The organism is Yoonia vestfoldensis SKA53 (genome assembly GCF_000152785.1).
Taxonomy (GTDB): Bacteria; Pseudomonadota; Alphaproteobacteria; order Rhodobacterales; family Rhodobacteraceae; genus Yoonia; species Yoonia vestfoldensis_A.
The window spans coordinates 2124299-2143885 of the sequence record NZ_CH672414.1; the positions used below are offsets into that span (position 1 = coordinate 2124299).

17 protein-coding genes are annotated in these 19587 nt (G+C 59.4%); 5 read left to right on the forward strand and 12 right to left on the reverse strand.

The window, feature by feature from the left end; all coding sequences use genetic code 11:
• The first annotated feature begins 2 nt into the window (after positions 1–2).
• Complete coding sequence (locus SKA53_RS10315) at positions 3–1604, forward strand: peptidoglycan -binding protein (RefSeq protein ID WP_007206076.1); 1602 nt, start codon at positions 3–5, stop codon at positions 1602–1604.
• A gap of 190 nt (positions 1605–1794) precedes the next feature.
• On the opposite strand, the gene SKA53_RS10320 is transcribed toward SKA53_RS10315, so the two are convergent.
• The 8 genes from SKA53_RS10320 to SKA53_RS10355 form a co-directional block, all read right to left on the reverse strand.
• A complete protein-coding gene (locus SKA53_RS10320) occupies positions 1795–2979 on the reverse strand; it encodes a Hint domain-containing protein (RefSeq protein WP_081440132.1) in 1185 nt (394 codons plus the stop codon).
• Positions 2980–3227: 248 nt separating this feature from the next.
• Positions 3228–4214 carry an ABC transporter substrate-binding protein gene (locus SKA53_RS10325; RefSeq protein WP_007206078.1) on the reverse strand — a complete coding sequence of 329 codons (987 nt, stop codon included), beginning with the start codon at positions 4212–4214 and terminating at the stop codon, positions 3228–3230.
• A gap of 42 nt (positions 4215–4256) precedes the next feature.
• The gene (locus SKA53_RS10330) at positions 4257–5108 is read right to left on the reverse strand and encodes an ABC transporter permease (RefSeq protein ID WP_007206079.1); all 852 of its coding nucleotides are present in this window, start codon (positions 5106–5108) and stop codon (positions 4257–4259) included.
• On the reverse strand, positions 5105–6025 hold the full coding sequence (locus SKA53_RS10335) for an ABC transporter permease (protein ID WP_007206080.1): 921 nt from the start codon (positions 6023–6025) through the stop codon (positions 5105–5107). Before SKA53_RS10335 ends, SKA53_RS10330 begins: the two co-directional genes overlap by 4 nt.
• A gap of 48 nt (positions 6026–6073) precedes the next feature.
• On the reverse strand, positions 6074–6856 hold the full coding sequence (locus SKA53_RS10340; protein WP_007206081.1) for an ABC transporter ATP-binding protein: 783 nt from the start codon (positions 6854–6856) through the stop codon (positions 6074–6076).
• Complete coding sequence (gene hydA / locus SKA53_RS10345) at positions 6856–8310, reverse strand: dihydropyrimidinase (protein WP_007206082.1); 1455 nt, start codon at positions 8308–8310, stop codon at positions 6856–6858. The genes SKA53_RS10340 and hydA overlap by 1 nt, the downstream gene beginning before the upstream one ends.
• 54 nt (positions 8311–8364) lie before the next feature.
• Positions 8365–8649 (reverse strand): GIY-YIG nuclease family protein, encoded by a 285-nt coding sequence (locus SKA53_RS10350; protein ID WP_040482923.1) that lies wholly within the window; start codon positions 8647–8649, stop codon positions 8365–8367.
• Between the two features lie 132 nt (positions 8650–8781).
• Complete coding sequence (locus tag SKA53_RS10355; protein ID WP_007206084.1) at positions 8782–10032, reverse strand: Zn-dependent hydrolase; 1251 nt, start codon at positions 10030–10032, stop codon at positions 8782–8784.
• A gap of 162 nt (positions 10033–10194) precedes the next feature.
• On the opposite strand from SKA53_RS10355, the gene SKA53_RS10360 reads away from it, so the two are divergent.
• Positions 10195–10797, forward strand: coding sequence for a TetR family transcriptional regulator C-terminal domain-containing protein (locus tag SKA53_RS10360; protein ID WP_007206085.1), 603 nt, complete (start codon positions 10195–10197; stop codon positions 10795–10797).
• Here the strand turns inward: SKA53_RS10360 and preA are convergent, their stop codons facing one another.
• From preA to araD, 4 genes are all read right to left on the reverse strand, one after another.
• Complete coding sequence (gene preA / locus SKA53_RS10365; protein WP_007206086.1) at positions 10798–12102, reverse strand: NAD-dependent dihydropyrimidine dehydrogenase subunit PreA; 1305 nt, start codon at positions 12100–12102, stop codon at positions 10798–10800. It lies immediately after the preceding gene.
• A gap of 97 nt (positions 12103–12199) precedes the next feature.
• The gene (locus SKA53_RS10370; protein ID WP_007206087.1) at positions 12200–13528 is read right to left on the reverse strand and encodes an NAD(P)-dependent oxidoreductase; all 1329 of its coding nucleotides are present in this window, start codon (positions 13526–13528) and stop codon (positions 12200–12202) included.
• 149 nt (positions 13529–13677) lie between these two features.
• Positions 13678–14586: a Gfo/Idh/MocA family protein gene (locus tag SKA53_RS10375; protein ID WP_007206088.1), complete on the reverse strand. Its 909-nt coding sequence runs from the start codon at positions 14584–14586 to the stop codon at positions 13678–13680.
• A complete protein-coding gene (araD, locus tag SKA53_RS10380) occupies positions 14586–16343 on the reverse strand; it encodes an L-arabinonate dehydratase (RefSeq protein ID WP_007206089.1) in 1758 nt (585 codons plus the stop codon). The genes SKA53_RS10375 and araD overlap by 1 nt, the downstream gene beginning before the upstream one ends.
• A 247-nt stretch (positions 16344–16590) precedes the next feature.
• Here araD and acs point away from each other — a divergent pair, with 247 nt between their 5' ends.
• The 3 genes from acs to SKA53_RS10395 all read left to right on the forward strand — a co-directional run bounded on the left by acs (position 16591) and on the right by SKA53_RS10395 (position 19567).
• Positions 16591–18555: an acetate--CoA ligase gene (acs, locus tag SKA53_RS10385; RefSeq protein ID WP_007206090.1), complete on the forward strand. Its 1965-nt coding sequence runs from the start codon at positions 16591–16593 to the stop codon at positions 18553–18555.
• The gene (locus tag SKA53_RS10390; protein WP_007206091.1) at positions 18552–19238 is read left to right on the forward strand and encodes an adenylate kinase; all 687 of its coding nucleotides are present in this window, start codon (positions 18552–18554) and stop codon (positions 19236–19238) included. Before acs ends, SKA53_RS10390 begins: the two co-directional genes overlap by 4 nt.
• A gap of 68 nt (positions 19239–19306) precedes the next feature.
• Positions 19307–19567, forward strand: a complete 261-nt coding sequence (locus tag SKA53_RS10395; RefSeq protein WP_007206092.1) for a DUF4212 domain-containing protein — start codon at positions 19307–19309, stop codon at positions 19565–19567.
• The last annotated feature ends 20 nt before the right edge of the window (positions 19568–19587 follow it).

Genomic DNA, 19587 nt, shown 5'->3' on the forward strand with positions numbered 1-19587 from the left:
TCATGGCGCTGAGCCGCAGATCATCCAACCGTTTTCAAAACGCGATCTGGCCGGGCTTCGTGGATGCAATGACCGGCATCCTGCTGGTGCTGATGTTCGTGCTGAGCATTTTCATGGTGATCCAGTTCACGCTGCGCGAAACCATCACCGGGCAGGAATCGGAACTTGATCTGCTGTCAGGCGAAATGACTGCGCTTGCCGCAACGCTGGGGCTGGAACGCGCACGGACAGCGACACTGAGCACCGATCTCGACGCCGCCAATGCGCAGGCGGCACGGCAGGCCAACCAGATCGCCAGCCTGATCGCGCAGCGCGCGGCACAGGATCAGGCGCTGGCACAGGCGCAGAACCAGATTACCAGTTTCGAGGCGCAGGTCGCAGGGCTGCTGTCGGACCAGCGGCAAGCGCGCGATACAATTTCGGGACTGGAGGCGGCGCAGGACCAGCTGCTGTCGGACCAAGAGGCGCTCAACCTTGCCCTTGCGCAGGCGCGTGATGAAATCGACGCAGGTGCCGAGACCGCGCGCCTAGCAGCCGCAAGGCGTGAAGCGTTGGAAGCCTTGATCGTCGATCTTGAAACCGCGCGGGACGAAAACGCAGCGCGGATCAGCACGTTTGAGGCAAAACGCATTGCCGATGCCGCCGCGGCCGCAGCCCTGCGCGCACGACTGGAAAACGCGGATGCCGAACTGACCGCGATGACCCTGAACCTGGAACGCCAGCGCCGCGAAGCCGAGGAGACACTGACGCTTCTGGCCGCCGCCCGAACCGCGCAGGCCACACTTGCCGCAGACCGCACCGAGGCCCTGACAGAGGCCGAACGCCAAGCCGCCCTGCTGGCCACAGCGACTGCTGCGCTGTCAGAACAAAAAGCGCAATCCGATGCCAGCCAGCGGCAGGTTGCCGTTTTGAACGAACAGATCCTTGCGCTGCGCAATCAGGTGGGCAATCTGCAAAGCCTGCTAAACATTGCCGAAGATTCAGACCGTGCAGCACAGGTGCAAATCGAAACGCTCGGCGCGCAGTTGAACACCGCCCTCGCGCGGGTGGTGTCCGAGGAAAGGCAGCGCATTGCGCTGGAAGAAGCCGAACGCTCTAGGCTAGAGGCCGAAGCCGCCCGCCTGCAGGCCGAGGCTGAAAACCTTGAAAGGTTCCGGTCGGATTTCTTTGGTCAGCTGCGGCAGGTGCTGGAAGGTCAGGACCGGATCAGGATCGAAGGTGACCGTTTCGTGTTCTCCTCCGAAGTCCTGTTCGAAGTCGGGCGCGCCGATCTTTCACCGCAGGGGCGCGACGAAATCGCAAATGTCGCGGGTATTCTGAACGACATCGCCGACGATATTCCCGCTGGGATCGACTGGATCATCCGCGTGGACGGGCATACCGACGACAACCCGATCGCCGCTGGCGGCCGCTTTGCGGACAACTGGGAATTAAGCCAGGCCCGTGCGCTGTCCGTAGTGCGGTTCATGGTCGATGATCTGGGCATCCCACCAATGCGGCTGGCCGCAAATGGGTTTGGCGAATACCAGCCGCTGAACACAGCGGATACGGCACAAGCGCGCGCCCAGAACCGCCGGATCGAGCTGAAGCTGACCGAAAGGTAGGGGCGGGGCGTTCCGCTTGGTCAACTTGCACCAGCGGCTTGGAGTGCTGGTCCGGTATCACCAAATCGGCAGAGCAAGACACCAAGAATCATCCTTTGAGTTTCGGGAAAAAAAATCCGCTGTTCACTGCCGCTCGTTGCGCTCGAACGTCAAAAGCGGCAATCGGTTTTCCACTATTTCCCGAAACGTGCTATGCAAAAACCAATGGCTGCGCATTGCGTTGATGGCGCGAGACCAGATTGCGCGCGGGCCCACCAGTGACGACGGGGCGGGCGAAAGCAGCCGTTTCATTTTCCATGTCTGGAAACAGTTCAAGAAGTTCGTTGCGCGTCGCTATATCCAGGCTGCGCAGCACCATAGGTCCAAGATAGAAACTTTCCATCGGCGCGCCTTCGGCCAGAACGATCCGGTGCGCATCAAACATCAAATGGATGTAATCTACGTCAGTAATGTCATCTGCGCGCGCAATACCCGGCAGACCGACAAGGTCTTTGGCCGCGACCAGCACCTCGTCAGCGTCGAACATCCGCTGGGCGATACGCGAACGGATCAAGACCCGATGCTGAGGCGACACCATCATATCCCGCTTTGGCAAACCAGCGCCAAGCGCGCCGGCGCTGATGCGAACGGGGCACCATTTCGGCATGCGAGACAAGACGTCCGAACTGATATGGCGGCGACCGACCCATCGCAATTCCTGCAGCCCCGCATCGCAGGTCAGGATGCGATCACCCGGCAATAATTCCTCGATTAGGCGTGGGCCGGTCTCGGTTTCGATCAGGGTTCCCGCAGCAAAGCAGAACGGGAAAAAGCCGGTTTTCAGGACAGGTGCGGCAACGCCAGACCCAAGGCGCACATCGTTGGAATACGGGTTAAATCCAGTCGGCCCCTCGCGCAGGCCGCCGCCACCGCGTTGCCAGGGATTGAAGCCCCCGGGATAGTCGTTGCCAACCGAAATCAGGGTAAAGGTTGTTCCGATCGGCGGTGGCCCAACCCATTCCTGGGTAACCGGATTCCAGCCTTCGGACATGACACTGCCGTTATACAGGGAATCTGCCAGAACGCTGACCTTTACCTTGCCGACAAAATAATCGATGCCGTTACTGTCACGGACGATAAACCCATAATCCATTTCGACCGACGAGCCGGCACCAAAGCTGCGCCCGCTGATCGTATAGGTCTGGGATAGTCCCCTTGCCGCAGAAGGACTGTCTGCGAGCCCGTCGCCACGGACAGTCACGACCTGCCCCGATTCAGGGTTCCTGAGCGTTATCTGGTCGCCCGTTCTTGCTCTTCCCAGGTTGTCACTTTGGTTGAGCATGCTACGCGGATCATCCCATGCATCACGGTTGAACAAATAAAAACTGTAAGACATCACGCGCCTCCTACAGCTATCCCTAAGAGCAAAAACTTAAAAAACTCTTTCGATGCGAAAGCGCGTCCATTTTGAAAGAAATTTTGTTTAGTTTTGATTCACACAGGAACGTCATGTCGCCATGCAGAGGTCGCCTGCCTTTGGCGATTAGCGGCCCGATCAGAACTTGCGCCATGCAGTCAGTTGCCCAACAAAAACGGGCGCCAGCATCACGCCAGCGCCCGCATTGCTCGTCATGACAGGTCAGATCAGTTCAGCGCCTGATCCGTGATCAGATGCGTCCATGCGCCTGTGGGTGCAGCCGAGATCACGGGGTCAGACCCGCCACCCAGCAACGTCGCGACCGTACGTTCGTAATCGGCCGGGTCCAGCGCGCCGTTCGATCCAGCGGTCAGTTTGGCGACTTCCTGCATCATGCGGACCTGTGCGGCCTCTGACTGGGCGCCAGTTTCGTCATACTCGATGATGATGGCGCCTGCCGCTTCGGGGTTTTCCTCGGCCCATTTCCAGCCCTTCATCGAAGCGCGCACGAAACGGACCATCTTTTCTACGAATACGGGGTCTTCAAGGTTCTGTTCCAGCACATAAATGCCGTCTTCCAATGTGGCAACGCCCTGATCTTCGTACATAAAAGTGATCAGTTCGTCCGGATTTACGCCCGCATCCAGCACCTGACCATATTCGTTATAGGTCATGGTGGAAATGCAATCGGCCTGCCGCTGCAACAACGGGTCAACGTTGAAACCCTGCCGCAGCACCGTCACACCATCCGGGCCGCCATCGGTTGGGATACCGGCCTGCGCCATCCAGCTCAGGAACGGGTATTCGTTGCCAAAGAACCACACCCCGATGGTGCGTCCGCGGAAATCCTCGACCGATTCAATGCCGGTGTCTTTCCAGCAGGTCAGCATCAGGCCCGATGTCTTGAACGGCTGCGCGATGTTAACCACCGGCAGACCGCGTTCGCGCGCGGCAAGGGCGGATGGCATCCAGTTCAGCATCGCATCGGCACCACCACCGGCCAGCACCTGCGGCGGCGCAATATCGGGACCACCGGGCAGGATGGTGACGTTCAGCCCTTCGTCTTCGTAATATCCCTGATCGAGGGCAACGTAATAGCCCGCAAACTGGGACTGCGTGACCCACTGCAATTGCAGCGACACGTCATTGTCTTGCGCCTGAGCCACGCCGCCCAGACCGGCAGCAAGAGCCGCCGCAATCATCGTCTTTTTCATTTTGACCTCCTAGTCAGTGTGATGCCCTCTTGGCGGGGCTTGTTATTTGCGTTGCGATGGGTGCCAGAAAGTCACCCGCCCCTCGATCCATGCGACAGCACCATAAAGCGTGCTGCCCGCAATCGCTGCGACAACAATTTCGGCCCAGACCATATCCAGCGCAAGCCGTCCAACGGATGTGGATATCCGAAAGCCCATACCCACCGTGGGAGAGCCGAAAAATTCAGCAACAATCGCCCCGATCAGCGCCAAAGTCGTCGCAATTTTCAGCCCGTTGAAAATGAACGGCATCGCCGCAGGCAGGCGCAACTTGAATAAGGTCTGCCAATAGCCCGCGCCATAGGTGCGCATCAGGTCGCGCTGCATCGCGGATGTATCGCGCAGCCCCGCGACGATATTCACAAGGATCGGGAAAAACACCATCACCGCAACAACCGCCGCCTTGGACTCCCAATCGCTGCCCAGCCATTTTACGAAAATCGGGGCGATCCCGACAATGGGCAACGCCGCCATGAACCCACCCACCGGCAAGATGCCACGTGTCAGGAAATCCGACCTGTCCGCGAGTACCGCTACGGCAAAGGCGCAGATCATCCCGATGACATAGCCGGTCATCGCACCTTTGACGATCGTCTGTTCGAAATCCACCCAAAGGATCGGCAGCGAGTTCGCAAAACGCTCTGCGATCATACTGGGCGGCGGCAGGACAATGGGGCTGACACCTGTCATGCGGACAAGAAGCTCCCAGATCAAAAGCAAGGTCAGCCCGAAAATCACCGGCACCAGCACGCGTATGATGCGCGCATCAGACATACGGCTGACTGCCAGCCGCGCATTAATGAACCAGCCCACCACCCAGACCGCCAGAACAGAGATCAGCGCCGGTCCCGTCATGCCGCTGCCATCCCCATCCGGCGCAGCGTCAACCGCTCCATTGCGGTGAAGATAGCGACAAGTGCCGCCGCCGTGATCGCCGCGGCAAACAGCGCCGCCCACGTCACCAGCGGATTGCCATATTGATCCCCCACCAGCATCCGCGCGCCAAAACCGGCCCGCGCACCTGTAGGCAATTCGGCCACGATCGCCCCCACCAGCGCCGCCGAAATCCCGATCTTGAACGACGCGAACAGATACGGCACCGAGGCGGGCAACCGCAGCTTCCAGAATCCCTGCGAAGAACTGGCATAATAGGTACGCAGCAAGTCCATTTGCATCGCATCGGGACTGCGCAAGCCTTTGACCATGCCGACGACAACAGGAAAGAAACTCAGATAGGCGCTGATCACGGCCTTGGGCAGCAGACCTTGAATGCCAAACTGGCCCATCATGACGATAATCATCGGCGCCAGCGCCAGAATCGGAATGGTCTGGCTGGCAATTGCCCAAGGCATCACGCTCATATCCATGGCACGGTTATGCACAATCCCCACCGCCAGCAGAATGCCCAGCGTGGTGCCAATGGCAAAACCCACCAGCGTCGCCGACAATGTTACCCAGCCATGATAAACCAGCGACTGGCGCGAGGTGACATTGCGCAGTGCAATCGTCTCCCACATCTCGCCTGCCACCTGATGCGGCGAGGGCAGGCGCGGACGGTCCAGCGTATAGGTCAGCGGGATCAGACCTGCATTGGCGAAACTCAGCCCCAGCCCCGAATAGCCCTGCCGTTCCGCAGGCGTTTGGGGCATCACCATCAGACCATCCCGCTGCGCCTGATCGGCGGTCAGATGCATGTTCATCGGCACCACGGCCAGCACCCAGATCACCAGGATCGCAGCAACAATAGTGAGGATCGGAAACAGCGATTTCACAACGCCCCTCCCTCGCTTTGGTCAAAATACTCCCGCCGGAGGCAGCGCCTAGTCATCCACATGCCCCGCCCGCAATCCTTCACGCACACGGTGCGCGATGTCGATGAATTCCTTGCTGTCACGAATATCCAGCGGGCGTTCCTTGGGCAGCGGGCTGTCGATCACATCGGTGATCCGGCCGGGACGTGGCGACATGACGACAATTTTGGTGGACAGATAGACCGCCTCGGGGATCGAATGGGTGACGAAACCGATGGTCTTTTCTGTGCGCGCCCAAAGGGCAAGAAGTTGCTCGTTCAGATGGTCGCGCACGATTTCATCCAGCGCGCCAAAAGGTTCGTCCATCAGCAGGATATCCGCATCAAAGGCCAGCGCGCGGGCGATACTGGCGCGCTGCTGCATCCCGCCAGACAATTGCCAAGGAAACTTCTTCTCGAACCCCGCCAAGTCGACCAGCGCCAGCACACGCGCCACGCGCTCGGCCTGTTCGGATTTAGAAAACCCCATGATCTCCAACGGCAGTTTCACATTGCCGCCGATAGTGCGCCACGGATACAGCCCCGCCGCCTGAAACACATAGCCATAGGCCCGCGCGCGCCGCGCCTGATCAGGCGTCATGCCGTTGACGGACAAGGTACCGTCCGTGGGCGTCTCCAACCCTGCGATACAACGCAGAAACGTCGTCTTGCCACAGCCGGACGGACCGATAAAGCTGATGAATTCGCCTTTGCGGATATCCAGATTGACGTCTTTCAGCGCATGCACAGGGCCATCATTGGTCTGGAACGTCAGGTTCAGCCCTTGCGCGCTGATTACAGTATCGGCAGTCATCAAACCCCCGTCGCGGGAATGCCCGTCCGTTCAACCGGGCGGGGTGCGGTCAGTTCTTTCCACTTGGACAAGGCCGTATTGGTCGGCGTATTGGGCGCGCGCTTGACGAATTGGCCGTGGCCTTCGCGCGTGCGCATCTCGCCATCATGCACCGCGACATGGCCACGCGTCAGGGTAAAGCGCGGCAAGCCCGTCACTTCCTTGCCCTCGAAAACATTGTAGTCGATGGCGGATTGCTGGGATTTCGCCATGATCGTCTTGGACTTTTCAGGGTCCCAGACCACCAGATCGGCATCGGCACCGACCAGCACCGCGCCTTTGCGCGGATAGCAGTTCAGGATTTTGGCGATATTGGTGGATGTCACGGCAACAAATTCGTTCATCGTCAGCCGCCCCGTGCGCACACCATGCGTCCAGAGCATCGGCATCCGGTCCTCCAGCCCGCCCGTGCCGTTCGGGATCTTGGTGAAATCTCCCACGCCATAACGTTTCTGCGCCGTGGTAAAGGCGCAATGATCCGTCGCCACCACCGACAGGCTGCCCGATTGCAAACCGGCCCACAGGCTGTCTTGATGCATCTTGTTGCGAAACGGCGGCGACATTACGCGCCGCGCGGCATGGTCCCAGTCCTGATTGAAATATGCGCTTTCGTCCAAGGTCAGATGCTGGATCAGCGGTTCACCCCAAACGCGTTTGCCCTGCATCCGCGCGCGCCGGATCGCCTCATGCGCCTCCTCGCAGGACACGTGGACGATATAAAGCGGCACACCGGTCATGTCGGCGATCATGATCGCGCGGTTGGCGGCCTCGCCCTCGACCTGCGGGGGGCGGGAATAGGCATGGGCCTCTGGCCCAGTGTTGCCTTCGGCCAGTAGCTTGGCAGACAGTTCCGCAACCACATCGCCGTTTTCGGCATGGACCATCGCGATGGCACCCAAGGATGCGAGACGGGCGAAGGAGGCATACATCTCGTCATCATTGACCATCAGCGCGCCTTTATAGGCCATGAAATGCTTGAAGGTGTTGATACCACGGTCGCGCACGACGCTTTCCATTTCATTGAAAACCTGTTCGCCCCACCATGTCACCGCCATGTGGAAGGAATAGTCGCAAGACGCGCGGCCCGATTTGTTGTCCCACATCTGGAGCGCATCATGCAGGCCTTGACCGGGGGCAGGCAGCGCGAAATCGACGACCATCGTGGTACCGCCCGACAAGGCCGCACGCGTGCCGGATTCGAAATCATCCGCCGAATAGGTGCCCATGAAGGGCATTTCCAGATGCGTATGCGGGTCGATCCCGCCCGGCATGACATAGCAGCCCGTGGCATCGAGCTTTTCGTCGCCCGACAGGTTCTGCCCGATTTCGATGATCTTGCCTCCGTCGATCAGGACATCCGCCTTATAGGTCAGATCCGCCGTGACGATGGTGCCGTTCTTGATGACTGTTGTCATTGGTCTCTCCCTGTCTTCACCCGTCCCGGCCAAAAGCCGGGACCTGTGCCCGGATCAGACAGGTATATGGATGGTGATGTCCTGCCAATGCGGATTGGCCGTGTGGATCAATTGGTTTTTCCATGCGCGCCGCCACCGCTTGATCGCGCGTTCGCGGCGCAGGCTGGTGTCGAAATCGTCGTGCGTTTCGAACCAGACCAGCGTCTTGATCTTGTATTTCGCCGTATGCACGGATCGGCCGTCGCGGTGGTGTTGCACGCGGGAATGCAGATCGCGGGTACGACCGATGTAGATCGCACCATTCGGGCGAGAGGCCATGATATAGACGAAATGGGTCATGTCGCAGTTTTGGCTGGATCTGATGACCAAGTGGTAAATGCTCATCGCACCCCGGACTTGATCCGGGGTCTCGGGCAAAGGTTGGCGAGAGGCCCCGGATCAAGTCCGGGGCGCAGAGGTGTGCACCGACACTCACCCGACAATCTCCGCCGTTTCGACCACGGCATGGAACAACACATCCGTCCCTGCGGCGGCCCATTGCGGCGTGATTTCTTCAGCCTCGTTATGGCTCAACCCGTCTACACAAGGGCACATGATCATCGCTGTCGGATAGATATCATTGATCCAGCAGGCGTCATGGCCCGCACCCGACACGATATCCATGTGGCTATAGCCCAGCCGTTCGGCCGCCTTGCGCACGGCGGCCACGCAGGTTTCATCAAAGGCGGGCGGGTCGAACTGGCCCACGATCTCGGCCTCGAATTCGACGCCGATATCGGCGCATATTTGCGGCGCGCGCTCCATCAGTTCGGTCACCATCGCGTTCAGCTTGTCCAGCAAATGGCTCCGCATATCGACGGTAAACACCACCTTGCCCGGAATGATGTTGCGGCTGTTGGGATAGACATCAATATGGCCGATCGCCCCCACCGCATTGGGCTGGTGTTTCATCGCGATCTCGTGGACGAGTTCGGTAATCAGCGCCAATCCGCGCCCAGCATTCTTGCGCATATGCATAGGCGTCGATCCGGTGTGGCTTTCCTTGCCGGTCACCGTGCATTGCACCCAGCGCAGACCCTGCCCATGCGTGACAACGCCAATCTGCTTGCCTTCAGCCTCCAAAATCGGGCCCTGCTCGATATGCAGTTCAAAGAAGGCATGCATCTTGCGATCGCCCACCTTTTCCGGGCCTTTCCAGCCGATACGTTCCAGCTCGTCCCCGAACCGTTTGCCTTTGGCGTCCACGCGGTCGAGCGCCCAGTCCAACGCATGTTTGCCAGCAAACACACCCGACGCCAGCATCGCAGGCGCATAGCGTGTGCCTTCCTCATTGGTCCAGTTGGTCACGACGATGGGGTGTTTGGTCTTGATATCAAGATCGTTCAGCGTACGGATGACTTCCAGCCCACCCAAGACCCCCAGCACTCCGTCGTATCTGCCACCCGTGGGCTGTGTATCAAGATGCGACCCGACATAAACCGGCAGCGCGTCAGGGTCGGTGCCGTCGCGGCGGGCGAACATATTGCCCATCTCGTCCACGCCCATCGTGCAGCCTGCGGCGTCACACCAGCGCTGGAACAGATGCCGGCCTGCGCTGTCTTCATCGGTCAGGGTCTGTCGGTTGTTGCCGCCCGCCACGCCGGGGCCGATCTTGGCCATCTCCATCAAACTGTCCCAGAGGCGTTCGCCGTTGATCTTGAGGTTCTCACCGGGGGATGGCATCACGCTTTCCTTTTTCTTGGTTTGACCAGATGGTCAAAACAACGCTAACAGAGGAATAGTACCAGTCAAGTTTTCTGCGCGAACCTTTGGCAGCTGCCTATTTTGCCAGCAAGACAGACCCTCCACCGGCGTTCCCGCCTGAAAATTGAGCGTTGTGTGATCATGACCAAACCACCAACCAGAATCCAAAAACGCAATCAGGCGGCGATCATGTCTGCGGGGTTGGATATCTTTTCGCAATTCGGGTTTCGCGGGACAACCCTGGACCAGATCGCCGATGCGGCCGGGCTGTCAAAACCCAACCTTTTGTATTATTTTCCGTCGAAAGAGGCGATCCATACCGCCTTGCTGGAACGGTTGCTGGAAAACTGGCTTGACCCGTTGAAGGCGCTGAACAGTGGTGGCGATCCGGTGCAGGAAATCATCGCTTATGCCCATCGAAAACTGGCATTGAGCAAAGATTACCCGCGAGAAAGCCGCCTGTTTGCCAATGAAATCCTGCAAGGCGCGCCACGGATCGAAAACATCCTGCATACTGACCTCAAGCAGCTAGTTGATGAAAAGGCCGCCGTGATCAAAGGCTGGGCCGATAAAGGCAAAATCGCGCCTGTCGATCCGTATCATCTGATTTTTTCGATCTGGGCACTGACACAACATTACGCTGATTTCGATGTGCAGGTGCAAGCGGTGATGCCGGGCAGCGACCCCTATGCCGGGGCCGCCACCTATCTGGATCATGTGATCAGCCGGATATTGCAGCCCTGATCATTCTGCCGCGACAGCACCGGGATTGTTCGGATGTGTTGTCCAGTTGGCGTATTCTTTCTGCACAACCTTGCCAGTGCGCGGATCAACCTGACCAGGTTGCATCGCCTCCATCGTGATGCAGTTTTCCACCGGACAGACATCGACACACAGGTTACAGGCAACACATTCCGCATCGATCACGGTAAACGTCCGGTCGGCAGACATCGCAATCGCCTGATGGCTGGTATCTTCGCAGGCAGCATAGCAGCGGCCGCATTTGATACAATCGTCCTGATTGATCTTGGCTTTTGCGACGTAATTCAGGTTCAGGTATTTCCAATCGGTGACATTAGGGATGGCACGCCCGACCACCTGTTCGACCGAAGTATAGCCTTTTTCATCCATCCATCCGGACAGGCCGCTGATCATTTCCTGCACGATCTTAAAGCCATAGGTCATCACCGCGGTGCAGACCTGCACGTTGCCGCAACCAAGGCTGATATATTCCGCTGCATCGCGCCACGTCGTGACACCGCCAATGCCGCTGATCGCCAAACCACGCGTTTCGGGATGGCGCGCGATTTCGGACACCATCGACAGCGCGATGGGTTTCACCGCAGGCCCGCAATAGCCACCATGCGATCCTTTGCCGTCGATCGATGGTTCGGGCGACATGGTGTCAAGGTTCACAGATGTGATCGAATTGATCGTGTTGATCAGGCTGACCGCATCCGCCCCCCCGCGCATCGCAGCAGCGGCAGGCTGGCGGATGTCGGTAATATTGGGCGTCAGTTTCACGATCACCGGCTTGTCGTAATATTGTTTGCACCAGCGCGTGACCATTTCGATATATTCAGGCACCTGCCCCACGGCAGCCCCCATGCCGCGTTCGGACATGCCATGTGGACAGCCGAAATTCAGCTCGATCCCGTCGGCACCGGTTTCCTGCACACGCGGCAGGATGTCTTTCCACGCCTGTTCCTCGCAGGGGACCATGATCGACACGATCATCGCACGGTCGGGATAGTCGGCCTTGACGCGCTTGATCTCGTCAAGGTTCGTTTGCAAAGGCCGGTCTGTGATCAACTCGATATTGTTCAGCCCCAACAGACGCCGGTCCGCCCCATAGATCGCGCCATAGCGCGGGCCGTTGACGTTGACGACAGGCGGCCCTTCGGACCCCAGCGTTTTCCAGACGACACCGCCCCAGCCTGCATCAAAGGCGCGGCGGACGTTATATTCCTTGTCCGTCGGTGGCGCAGAGGCCAGCCAGAACGGGTTGGGGGATTTGATCCCCAGAAAATTCGTTGTCAGATCAGCCATGGCTTTATCCTTTGCTGTCCGCCGCGTCCCGGGCGTGACCCGGGACCTCGTGCGGTAATGTTAGAGGTCCCGGGGCGGGCCCGGGACGCCGCCTTGTTCATGCGGTCAGGGCCGCGTGTATATCCATTGCCGCATCGCGCCCTTCGGCCACGGCGGTCACGGTCAGATCGTCGCCACCGCTGGCGCAATCGCCACCGGCCCAGACACCCGCGCGGCTGGTGCGGCCTGCTGCGGTGACCGCGATCTTGCGCCCGTCGAGCGCCAGCCCTGCGCCTGTTTCCAGCGTCTGGCCGATAGCCTTGAACAGCTGGTCGACGCGCAGGCGGATGGTTTCACCTGTCCCTTGCAGCCCAGCGCCGGTGTCGGCGGTATATTCCAGTTCCACCTCGCGTACGGACCCATTCCCGTGGATCGCAACAGGCTGGACGTTGAACATCAGCCGCACGCCGTGAGATGCGGCAAGGTCCTGCTCATAACGACTCGCGCTCATCGCGTCGCGGCTGCGGCGATAGGCGATGGTGACGTTCTGGGCGCCAAGCAGTTTGGATTGCACGGCGGCATCCACCGCCGTCATGCCACCGCCGATGACGACGACATCGCGGCCAACGGGCAGGCTGGTCAGGTCGCTGGCCTGGCGGAGTTCGGCAATGAAATCGACAGCGTTGCGCACGCCATCCTTATCCTCGCCTGCCGCCTGCAGCGCGTTTACACCGCCAAGCCCGACAGCAAGAAACACCGCGTCGAAATCACCCGCCAGCGCATCCAGCGACAGATCGCGGCCCAGCGCCTTGCCGGTCTGCAGGGTTATGCCGCCGATGCCCATCAGCCAATCAACCTCGCGGGCGGCAAAATCATCGGTGGATTTATAGGCGGCGATGCCGAATTCGTTCAGCCCGCCGGGTTTGGTCTGGGCATCGAAAATGGTGACATCGTGGCCGTACATCGCCAGACGGTGCGCACAGGCGAGACCGGCAGGGCCAGCGCCGACGACAGCAACCGTCTTGCCGGTGGGTGCCGCGCGGGAGTAGGGATGGCTTTGCTTGGCCATCAGCGTATCGGTGGCATAGCGTTGCAGGCGGCCGATTTCGACAGGTTTGCCTTCGGCGGCTTCGCGCACGCAGGCCTGTTCGCACAGATCCTCGGTCGGACAGACGCGGGCGCACATGCCGCCGAGGATGTTCTGATCAAAGATTGTTTTCGCCGCAGCATCTGGTGTGCCTGTGCTGATCTGGCGGATGAACAGCGGGATGTCGATGCTGGTCGGGCAGGCCGTCACGCAGGGCGCGTCATAGCAGAAATAGCAGCGGTCCGCCGCGACGCGGGCTTCGTGCCGGTCAAGTGGGGCGTGCAGGTCGGCAAAGTTCTGGGCAAGCGTTTCAGCGGGCAAGCGGGCCGCTGCAATTCCGGGAGTCATCGGGTTGGACATGGCTGGATCCTGTCTGGCGTGTTACCATCAGCCTGCCACAGTTTTATTTTTTATCAAACGGTAAATTTTTGGCAGTTTGTGAACAACGATTTCTTCGTCGAGGGCGCGCCGCACGAGGATATTTTTACTCTGAAGAAGCAAGGGTTTGGTCAGAAATCGAAAGCGTCGACCACGTGTCTTTTACCCAGGGTGAGCGCATCTGCGACATGGATCATCGGGGTGATATCAACCTCTGACGCCGCTGTTTTGACCAGTTCCGCCATCCGGTCATAGAGGGCGGGATATTCACGGTCGGCGCCAGATTCGACGTCTTTCCCATCAATCACAAGCCGCGCACCGCCGTCGTGCAAGGCCAGCGTGCCATTGTCGGTCTGCACCACGATATCCCAGCTTTGCGGGCCGGTTTGCCGCCAGTCGAAGCTGCCGGTGACATTGCCTGTCCATGTCAATTCGGCCGCAATCGGCGTGTCGCGGTTGGCGGGGAAATAGAGGTCGGCATGGCGCAGATGCACGGGCTGCGGCAGGATCTCTGTCATGATCGAAAGCGCATTGCTGCCCGGATCGAACACGCCCATGCCACCGGGCGTAAAGACCCAGTCCTGACCGGGATGCCAGCGGCGCACATCTTCTTTCCAGGTGATGTGGGCGGCGGTGACTATCTTGTCCGCCAGCCACGCCTTGGCGGGGGCGACGCCTTTGGCCATCCGACTATGCCATGTCGTATAGAGCGTCACACCTGCATCCTGCGCCATCCGCGCCAGCGCCTGCACCTCGGCCAAGGTGGCACCGGGGGGTTTTTCCAGCATCACATGGCGGCCTGCGGCGATGGCCGCGGCGGCGTAATCATAGCGCGGCACCGGCGGCAGGCAGAGCGAGACCGTGTCTATATCAGGCCGTTCCGCCAGCATGCGCGCAAAATCCGTATAGGCTGGCACGCCATCCACCGCGCCCGCGCGGCTAACGGTCGCCGCAAGCATCCAATCGGGGCTGGCGGCGATGGCGGGGATGTGTTGATCAACAGCGATCTTGCCGATACCCACAAGGCAGATGGCGCGCATCAATGCGCCTCTTTGCCGACGGCATTGCCGCGATGTCCGACAAGGAAATCGAAATCCGCACCCGTGTCAGCCCCCATCACGCGGTCATGATACAGCATCGCGTATCCGCTGGCAGGGCGCGGGTTGGCACCTGATGTCTCTGCCGACCATGCCGCCAGACGCGCCTGCAATTCGGCATCCGTGATATCCAGATGCAGGCGGCGACCGGCGACATCCAATTCGATCATGTCGCCGTTCTGCACGACAGCCAGCGGGCCGCCCATCGCCGCCTCGGGCGAAGTGTGCAGCACCACGGTGCCGAATGCCGTGCCTGACATGCGGGCATCCGAGATGCGCACCATATCGGTGATGCCTTTTTTCAGGATCTTGGGCGGCAGGCCCATATTGCCAACCTCGGCCATGCCAGGATAACCGCGCGGGCCGCAGTTTTTCAGAACCATGACGCAGGTTTCGTCGATATCGAGATCATCATCGTTGATGCGCGCCTTGTAATCGTCGATATCCTCGAACACCACAGCACGCCCGCGATGCTGCATCAGGGTTGCGGTCGCCGCAGAGGGTTTCAGCACTGCGCCACCGGGGGCCAAGTTGCCGCGCAGCACCGCGATGCCGCCCGAGGCCGTCAGCGCCTTGTCTACCGGAAGGATCACCTCCTCGTTCCAGTTGCGTACATCCTTGACCTCGTCCCAGATCGTGCCGCCCGACACGGTCAGCGCGTCGCGGTACAGCAGCCCTGCCTCGCCCAGTCGTTTGATGACGACGGGCAGGCCCCCGGCGTAGAAAAATTCCTCCATCAGGTATTTGCCCGATGGCATCAGGTTCACAATCGTCGGCACGTCGCGGCCCAGCCTGTCCCAATCATCCAGCGTCAGGGTCACGTCCTTGGTGCGTCCTGCCATTGCCAAAAGGTGGATCACCGCATTTGTCGATCCGCCAATCGCGGCATTGGTGCGGATCGCATTTTCGAACGCCGATTTGGTCATGATATCGGAGGGTTTGAGATCATCCTTGACCATCTGCACGATACGCCGTCCGGTCAGATGCGCCATCACGCGGCGGCGGCTGTCAACGGCAGGAATCGCAGCATTGCCAGACAGGGCCATACCCAAAGCCTCGGCCATGCTGGCCATCGTGCTGGCCGTACCCATCGTGTTGCAGGACCCGGGCGAACGAGACATCGACGCCTCGGCCTCGACAAATTCTTCTTCGGTCATTTCACCCGCGCGCACCGCTTCGGAAAATTTCCACAAATGCGTGCCGGACCCAACCCGTTCACCGCGAAAATGGCCGTTAAGCATTGGCCCGCCCGAGACCATGATCGCGGGCAAATCGACCGAAGCTGCGCCCATCAACAGCGCAGGCGTGGTTTTATCGCAGCCTGCCAGCAACACGACGCCATCGATGCATTTTCCGCGCAGCGCCTCTTCGACATCCATGGCGCAAAGGTTGCGATACATCATCGCCGTTGGGCGCAGGGTGCTTTCCGACGGGCTGAAGACAGGGAATTCCACCGGGAAACCGCCGGCTTCGTAGATACCGAATTTCACACGCTCGGCCAGATCGCGCAGATGGGCGTTACAAGGCGTCAGTTCCGACCACGTATTGCAGATGCCGATCACAGGACGCCCATCCAGCAGATCGGCGGGCAGACCCTGATTTTTCATCCATGACCGGTGGTAGATCGCGTCTTTTGACGAGCCGCCGAACCATTCCTGCGACCTTAATTTGCGTGGCCATGTTGCGGGTATGAAGGTCATGATGAATTCCTGCTATGATTGCGCTACCATTACAATGGGCCAAAGGGGAATCCAAGCGGTGCGCGCGCCTGCTGGTTTACAATGAGGTCAATTGGTTGCAAATTTATTTACAACAGAAAAACTCCAAATCCTTATCTTATTTGAAACTTCTGCCAATATGCTAACCTGACGGCGGAGGAGATGGCACGCGTTCACCTTGGTGAACCGCGCCATCGGCTAAAAAGCCGGGATGATAAACGGAGGTTCCATGACACACGCACCCAGCGCCGACGATCGGTTTGCGCCTTCTGCGGCATTTGCCGCCAAGGCCCATGTCACCGCAGACCAATATCAGGCGATGTATAACGCGTCGATCCAAGACCCAGAGCGTTTCTGGGCCGAGCATGGCAAGAGAATCGACTGGATCAAGCCTTTCACCAAAGTGAAAAGTACCAGCTTTGCTCCCGGCAAAATCGACATCAAATGGTTCGAAGATGGCACGTTGAACGTCAGCGCCAATTGCATCGACCGGCATCTGGAAACCCGTGGCGACCAGACCGCAATCATCTGGGAGCCCGATGATCCAAAGGACGCCGCACAGCACATCACCTATAAAGAGCTGCACCGCCGCACCTGCCGGATGGCCAACATTCTGGAAACCATGGGCGTGCGCCGCGGCGACCGCGTGGTGATTTATCTGCCGATGATCCCCGAGGCTGCCTATGCCATGCTGGCCTGCGCGCGGATCGGCGCGGTCCATTCGATCGTTTTTGCCGGCTTCTCGCCCGATGCTTTGGGTACGCGCATCAATGGCTGCGACGCCAAGGTCGTGATCACGGCTGATCACGCACCGCGCGGCGGCCGGTCCACACCGCTGAAATCGAACACAGATGCGGCCCTGCTGCATTGCAAGGACAGTGTGAAATGCCTCGTCGTGCGTCGCACCGGCGGGCAGACCAGCTGGGCGGACGGACGCGATTTCGACTATAACGAAATGGCGATGGAGGCCGATGATTACTGCGCCCCCGCCGAGATGGGCGCCGAAGACCCGCTGTTCATTCTGTACACTTCAGGGTCCACCGGGCAGCCCAAGGGGGTCGTGCATTCATCTGGCGGCTATCTTGCCTATGCCGCGATGACGCATCAATATACGTTTGATTATCATGACGGCGACATCTTTTGGTGTACCGCCGATGTGGGTTGGGTGACGGGCCACAGCTATATCGTCTATGGCCCGCTGGCCAATGGCGCGACCACGATCATGTTCGAAGGCGTGCCAACCTATCCCGATGCAGGCCGGTTCTGGGAAGTCTGCCAGAAACACAAGGTCAACCAGTTTTACACCGCCCCCACCGCGCTGCGCGCGCTGATGGCGCATGGTAACGGACCCGTGGAAAAATATGATCTGTCCAGCATCAAGGTGCTAGGTACCGTGGGTGAACCTATCAACCCCGAGGCATGGAACTGGTACAACGATGTTATCGGCAAGGGCAAATGCCCCATCGTCGATACCTGGTGGCAGACCGAAACCGGTGGCCACCTGCTGACGCCGCTACCCGGTGCAATTGCGACCAAACCCGGATCGGCCACGCTGCCGTTCTTTGGCGTGCTGCCTGTCATTCTTGACCCGCAGACAGGTGTCGAAATCACCACGACTGCTGCCGAAGGTGTGCTGTGTATCAAGGACAGCTGGCCCGGCCAGATGCGCACCGTTTACGGCGATCATGAACGGTTCGAAAAGACATACTTTTCCGACTACAAAAATTACTATTTCACCGGTGACGGGTGCCGCCGCGATGAAGACGGGTATTACTGGATCACCGGTCGCGTTGATGATGTGATCAACGTATCCGGGCACCGCATGGGCACCGCCGAAGTCGAAAGCGCGCTTGTCGCGCATGCAGATGTCGCCGAGGCTGCTGTCGTCGGCTATCCCCACGCGATCAAGGGTCAGGGCATCTATGCCTATGTCACGTTGATGAACGGGGTCGAACCGTCAGAGGATCTGCGCAAGGACCTGGTGAAATGGGTCCGATCCGAAATTGGGCCAATCGCCAGCCCCGATCTGATCCAATGGGCGCCCGGCCTGCCGAAAACGCGATCGGGCAAGATCATGCGCCGCATCCTACGTAAGATAGCGGAAAACGATCATACCACTTTGGGCGATATCTCGACCCTTGCTGATCCGTCCGTGGTCGATCATCTGATCGAACACCGGATGAACAAGGTATGAGCGGTGCAGAAACCATAACCCGGCCCGCCGTCCTGATCCTTTTGGGGCCTCCAGGTGCGGGCAAGGGTACACAGGCGCGGATGTTGCAGGATCGTTTCGGCCTCGTGCAATTGTCCACCGGCGATCTGTTGCGTGCAGCCGTCGCCGCAGGGACCGAGGCTGGTCTTGCCGCGAGATCGGTGATGGCGGCAGGCGGTCTGGTGAGCGACGATATCGTACTGGCGATCCTCAAGGACAGGCTGGCGGCGGCCGACACTCAAAAAGGCGTAATACTGGACGGGTTTCCGCGCACCACGGTGCAGGCTGAAGCGCTCGATACATTGCTTGCCCAAAGCGGACAGCGGATCAATGCGGCCATCTCTCTTGACGTGGATGATACCGAAATGGTGACGCGTATTGCCGGGCGTTATACCTGCGGCGGCTGCGGCGAAGGGTATCACGACAGCTTCAAGACGCCGGCCGTTGCGGGTGTTTGCGACAAATGCAGCGGCACCGACATGCAGCGCCGCCCCGATGACAATACGGCAACGGTTGGCCAGCGGCTGGCGGCCTATCACGCCCAGACCGCGCCGCTGATCACCTATTATGAGAACAAAGGCACTCTGCAACGGATTAACGCCATGGGCGCAATCGGGCAGATCGCCGAAGAGTTGGGCACGATCGTCAAACAAGCGGTCGTGTAGCAGGGAGGGGAAGAGGGCGCAAAAATCGGCGCGCCTTCAGTTAAGTGCAACAAGAGAGGATGCCAAAAATGGCAGAAGAACCACAAAACAACAACGCCTACTGGGCCGCGAACGTGCGGATCATTCTGATCAGTCTTACCATCTGGGCAAGTGTATCATTCGGCTTTGGCATCATTTTGCGGCCAGCGCTGATGGGTATCTCGGTCGGCGGTGCTGATCTGGGATTCTGGTTCGCGCAGCAAGGCTCGATCCTGACATTCCTCGGGCTGATCTTTTTCTATGCTTGGCGGATGAACAAGCTCGACGCTGAACACGGCGTCGAAGAATAAGTTTCAGGGACAGGAAAAAC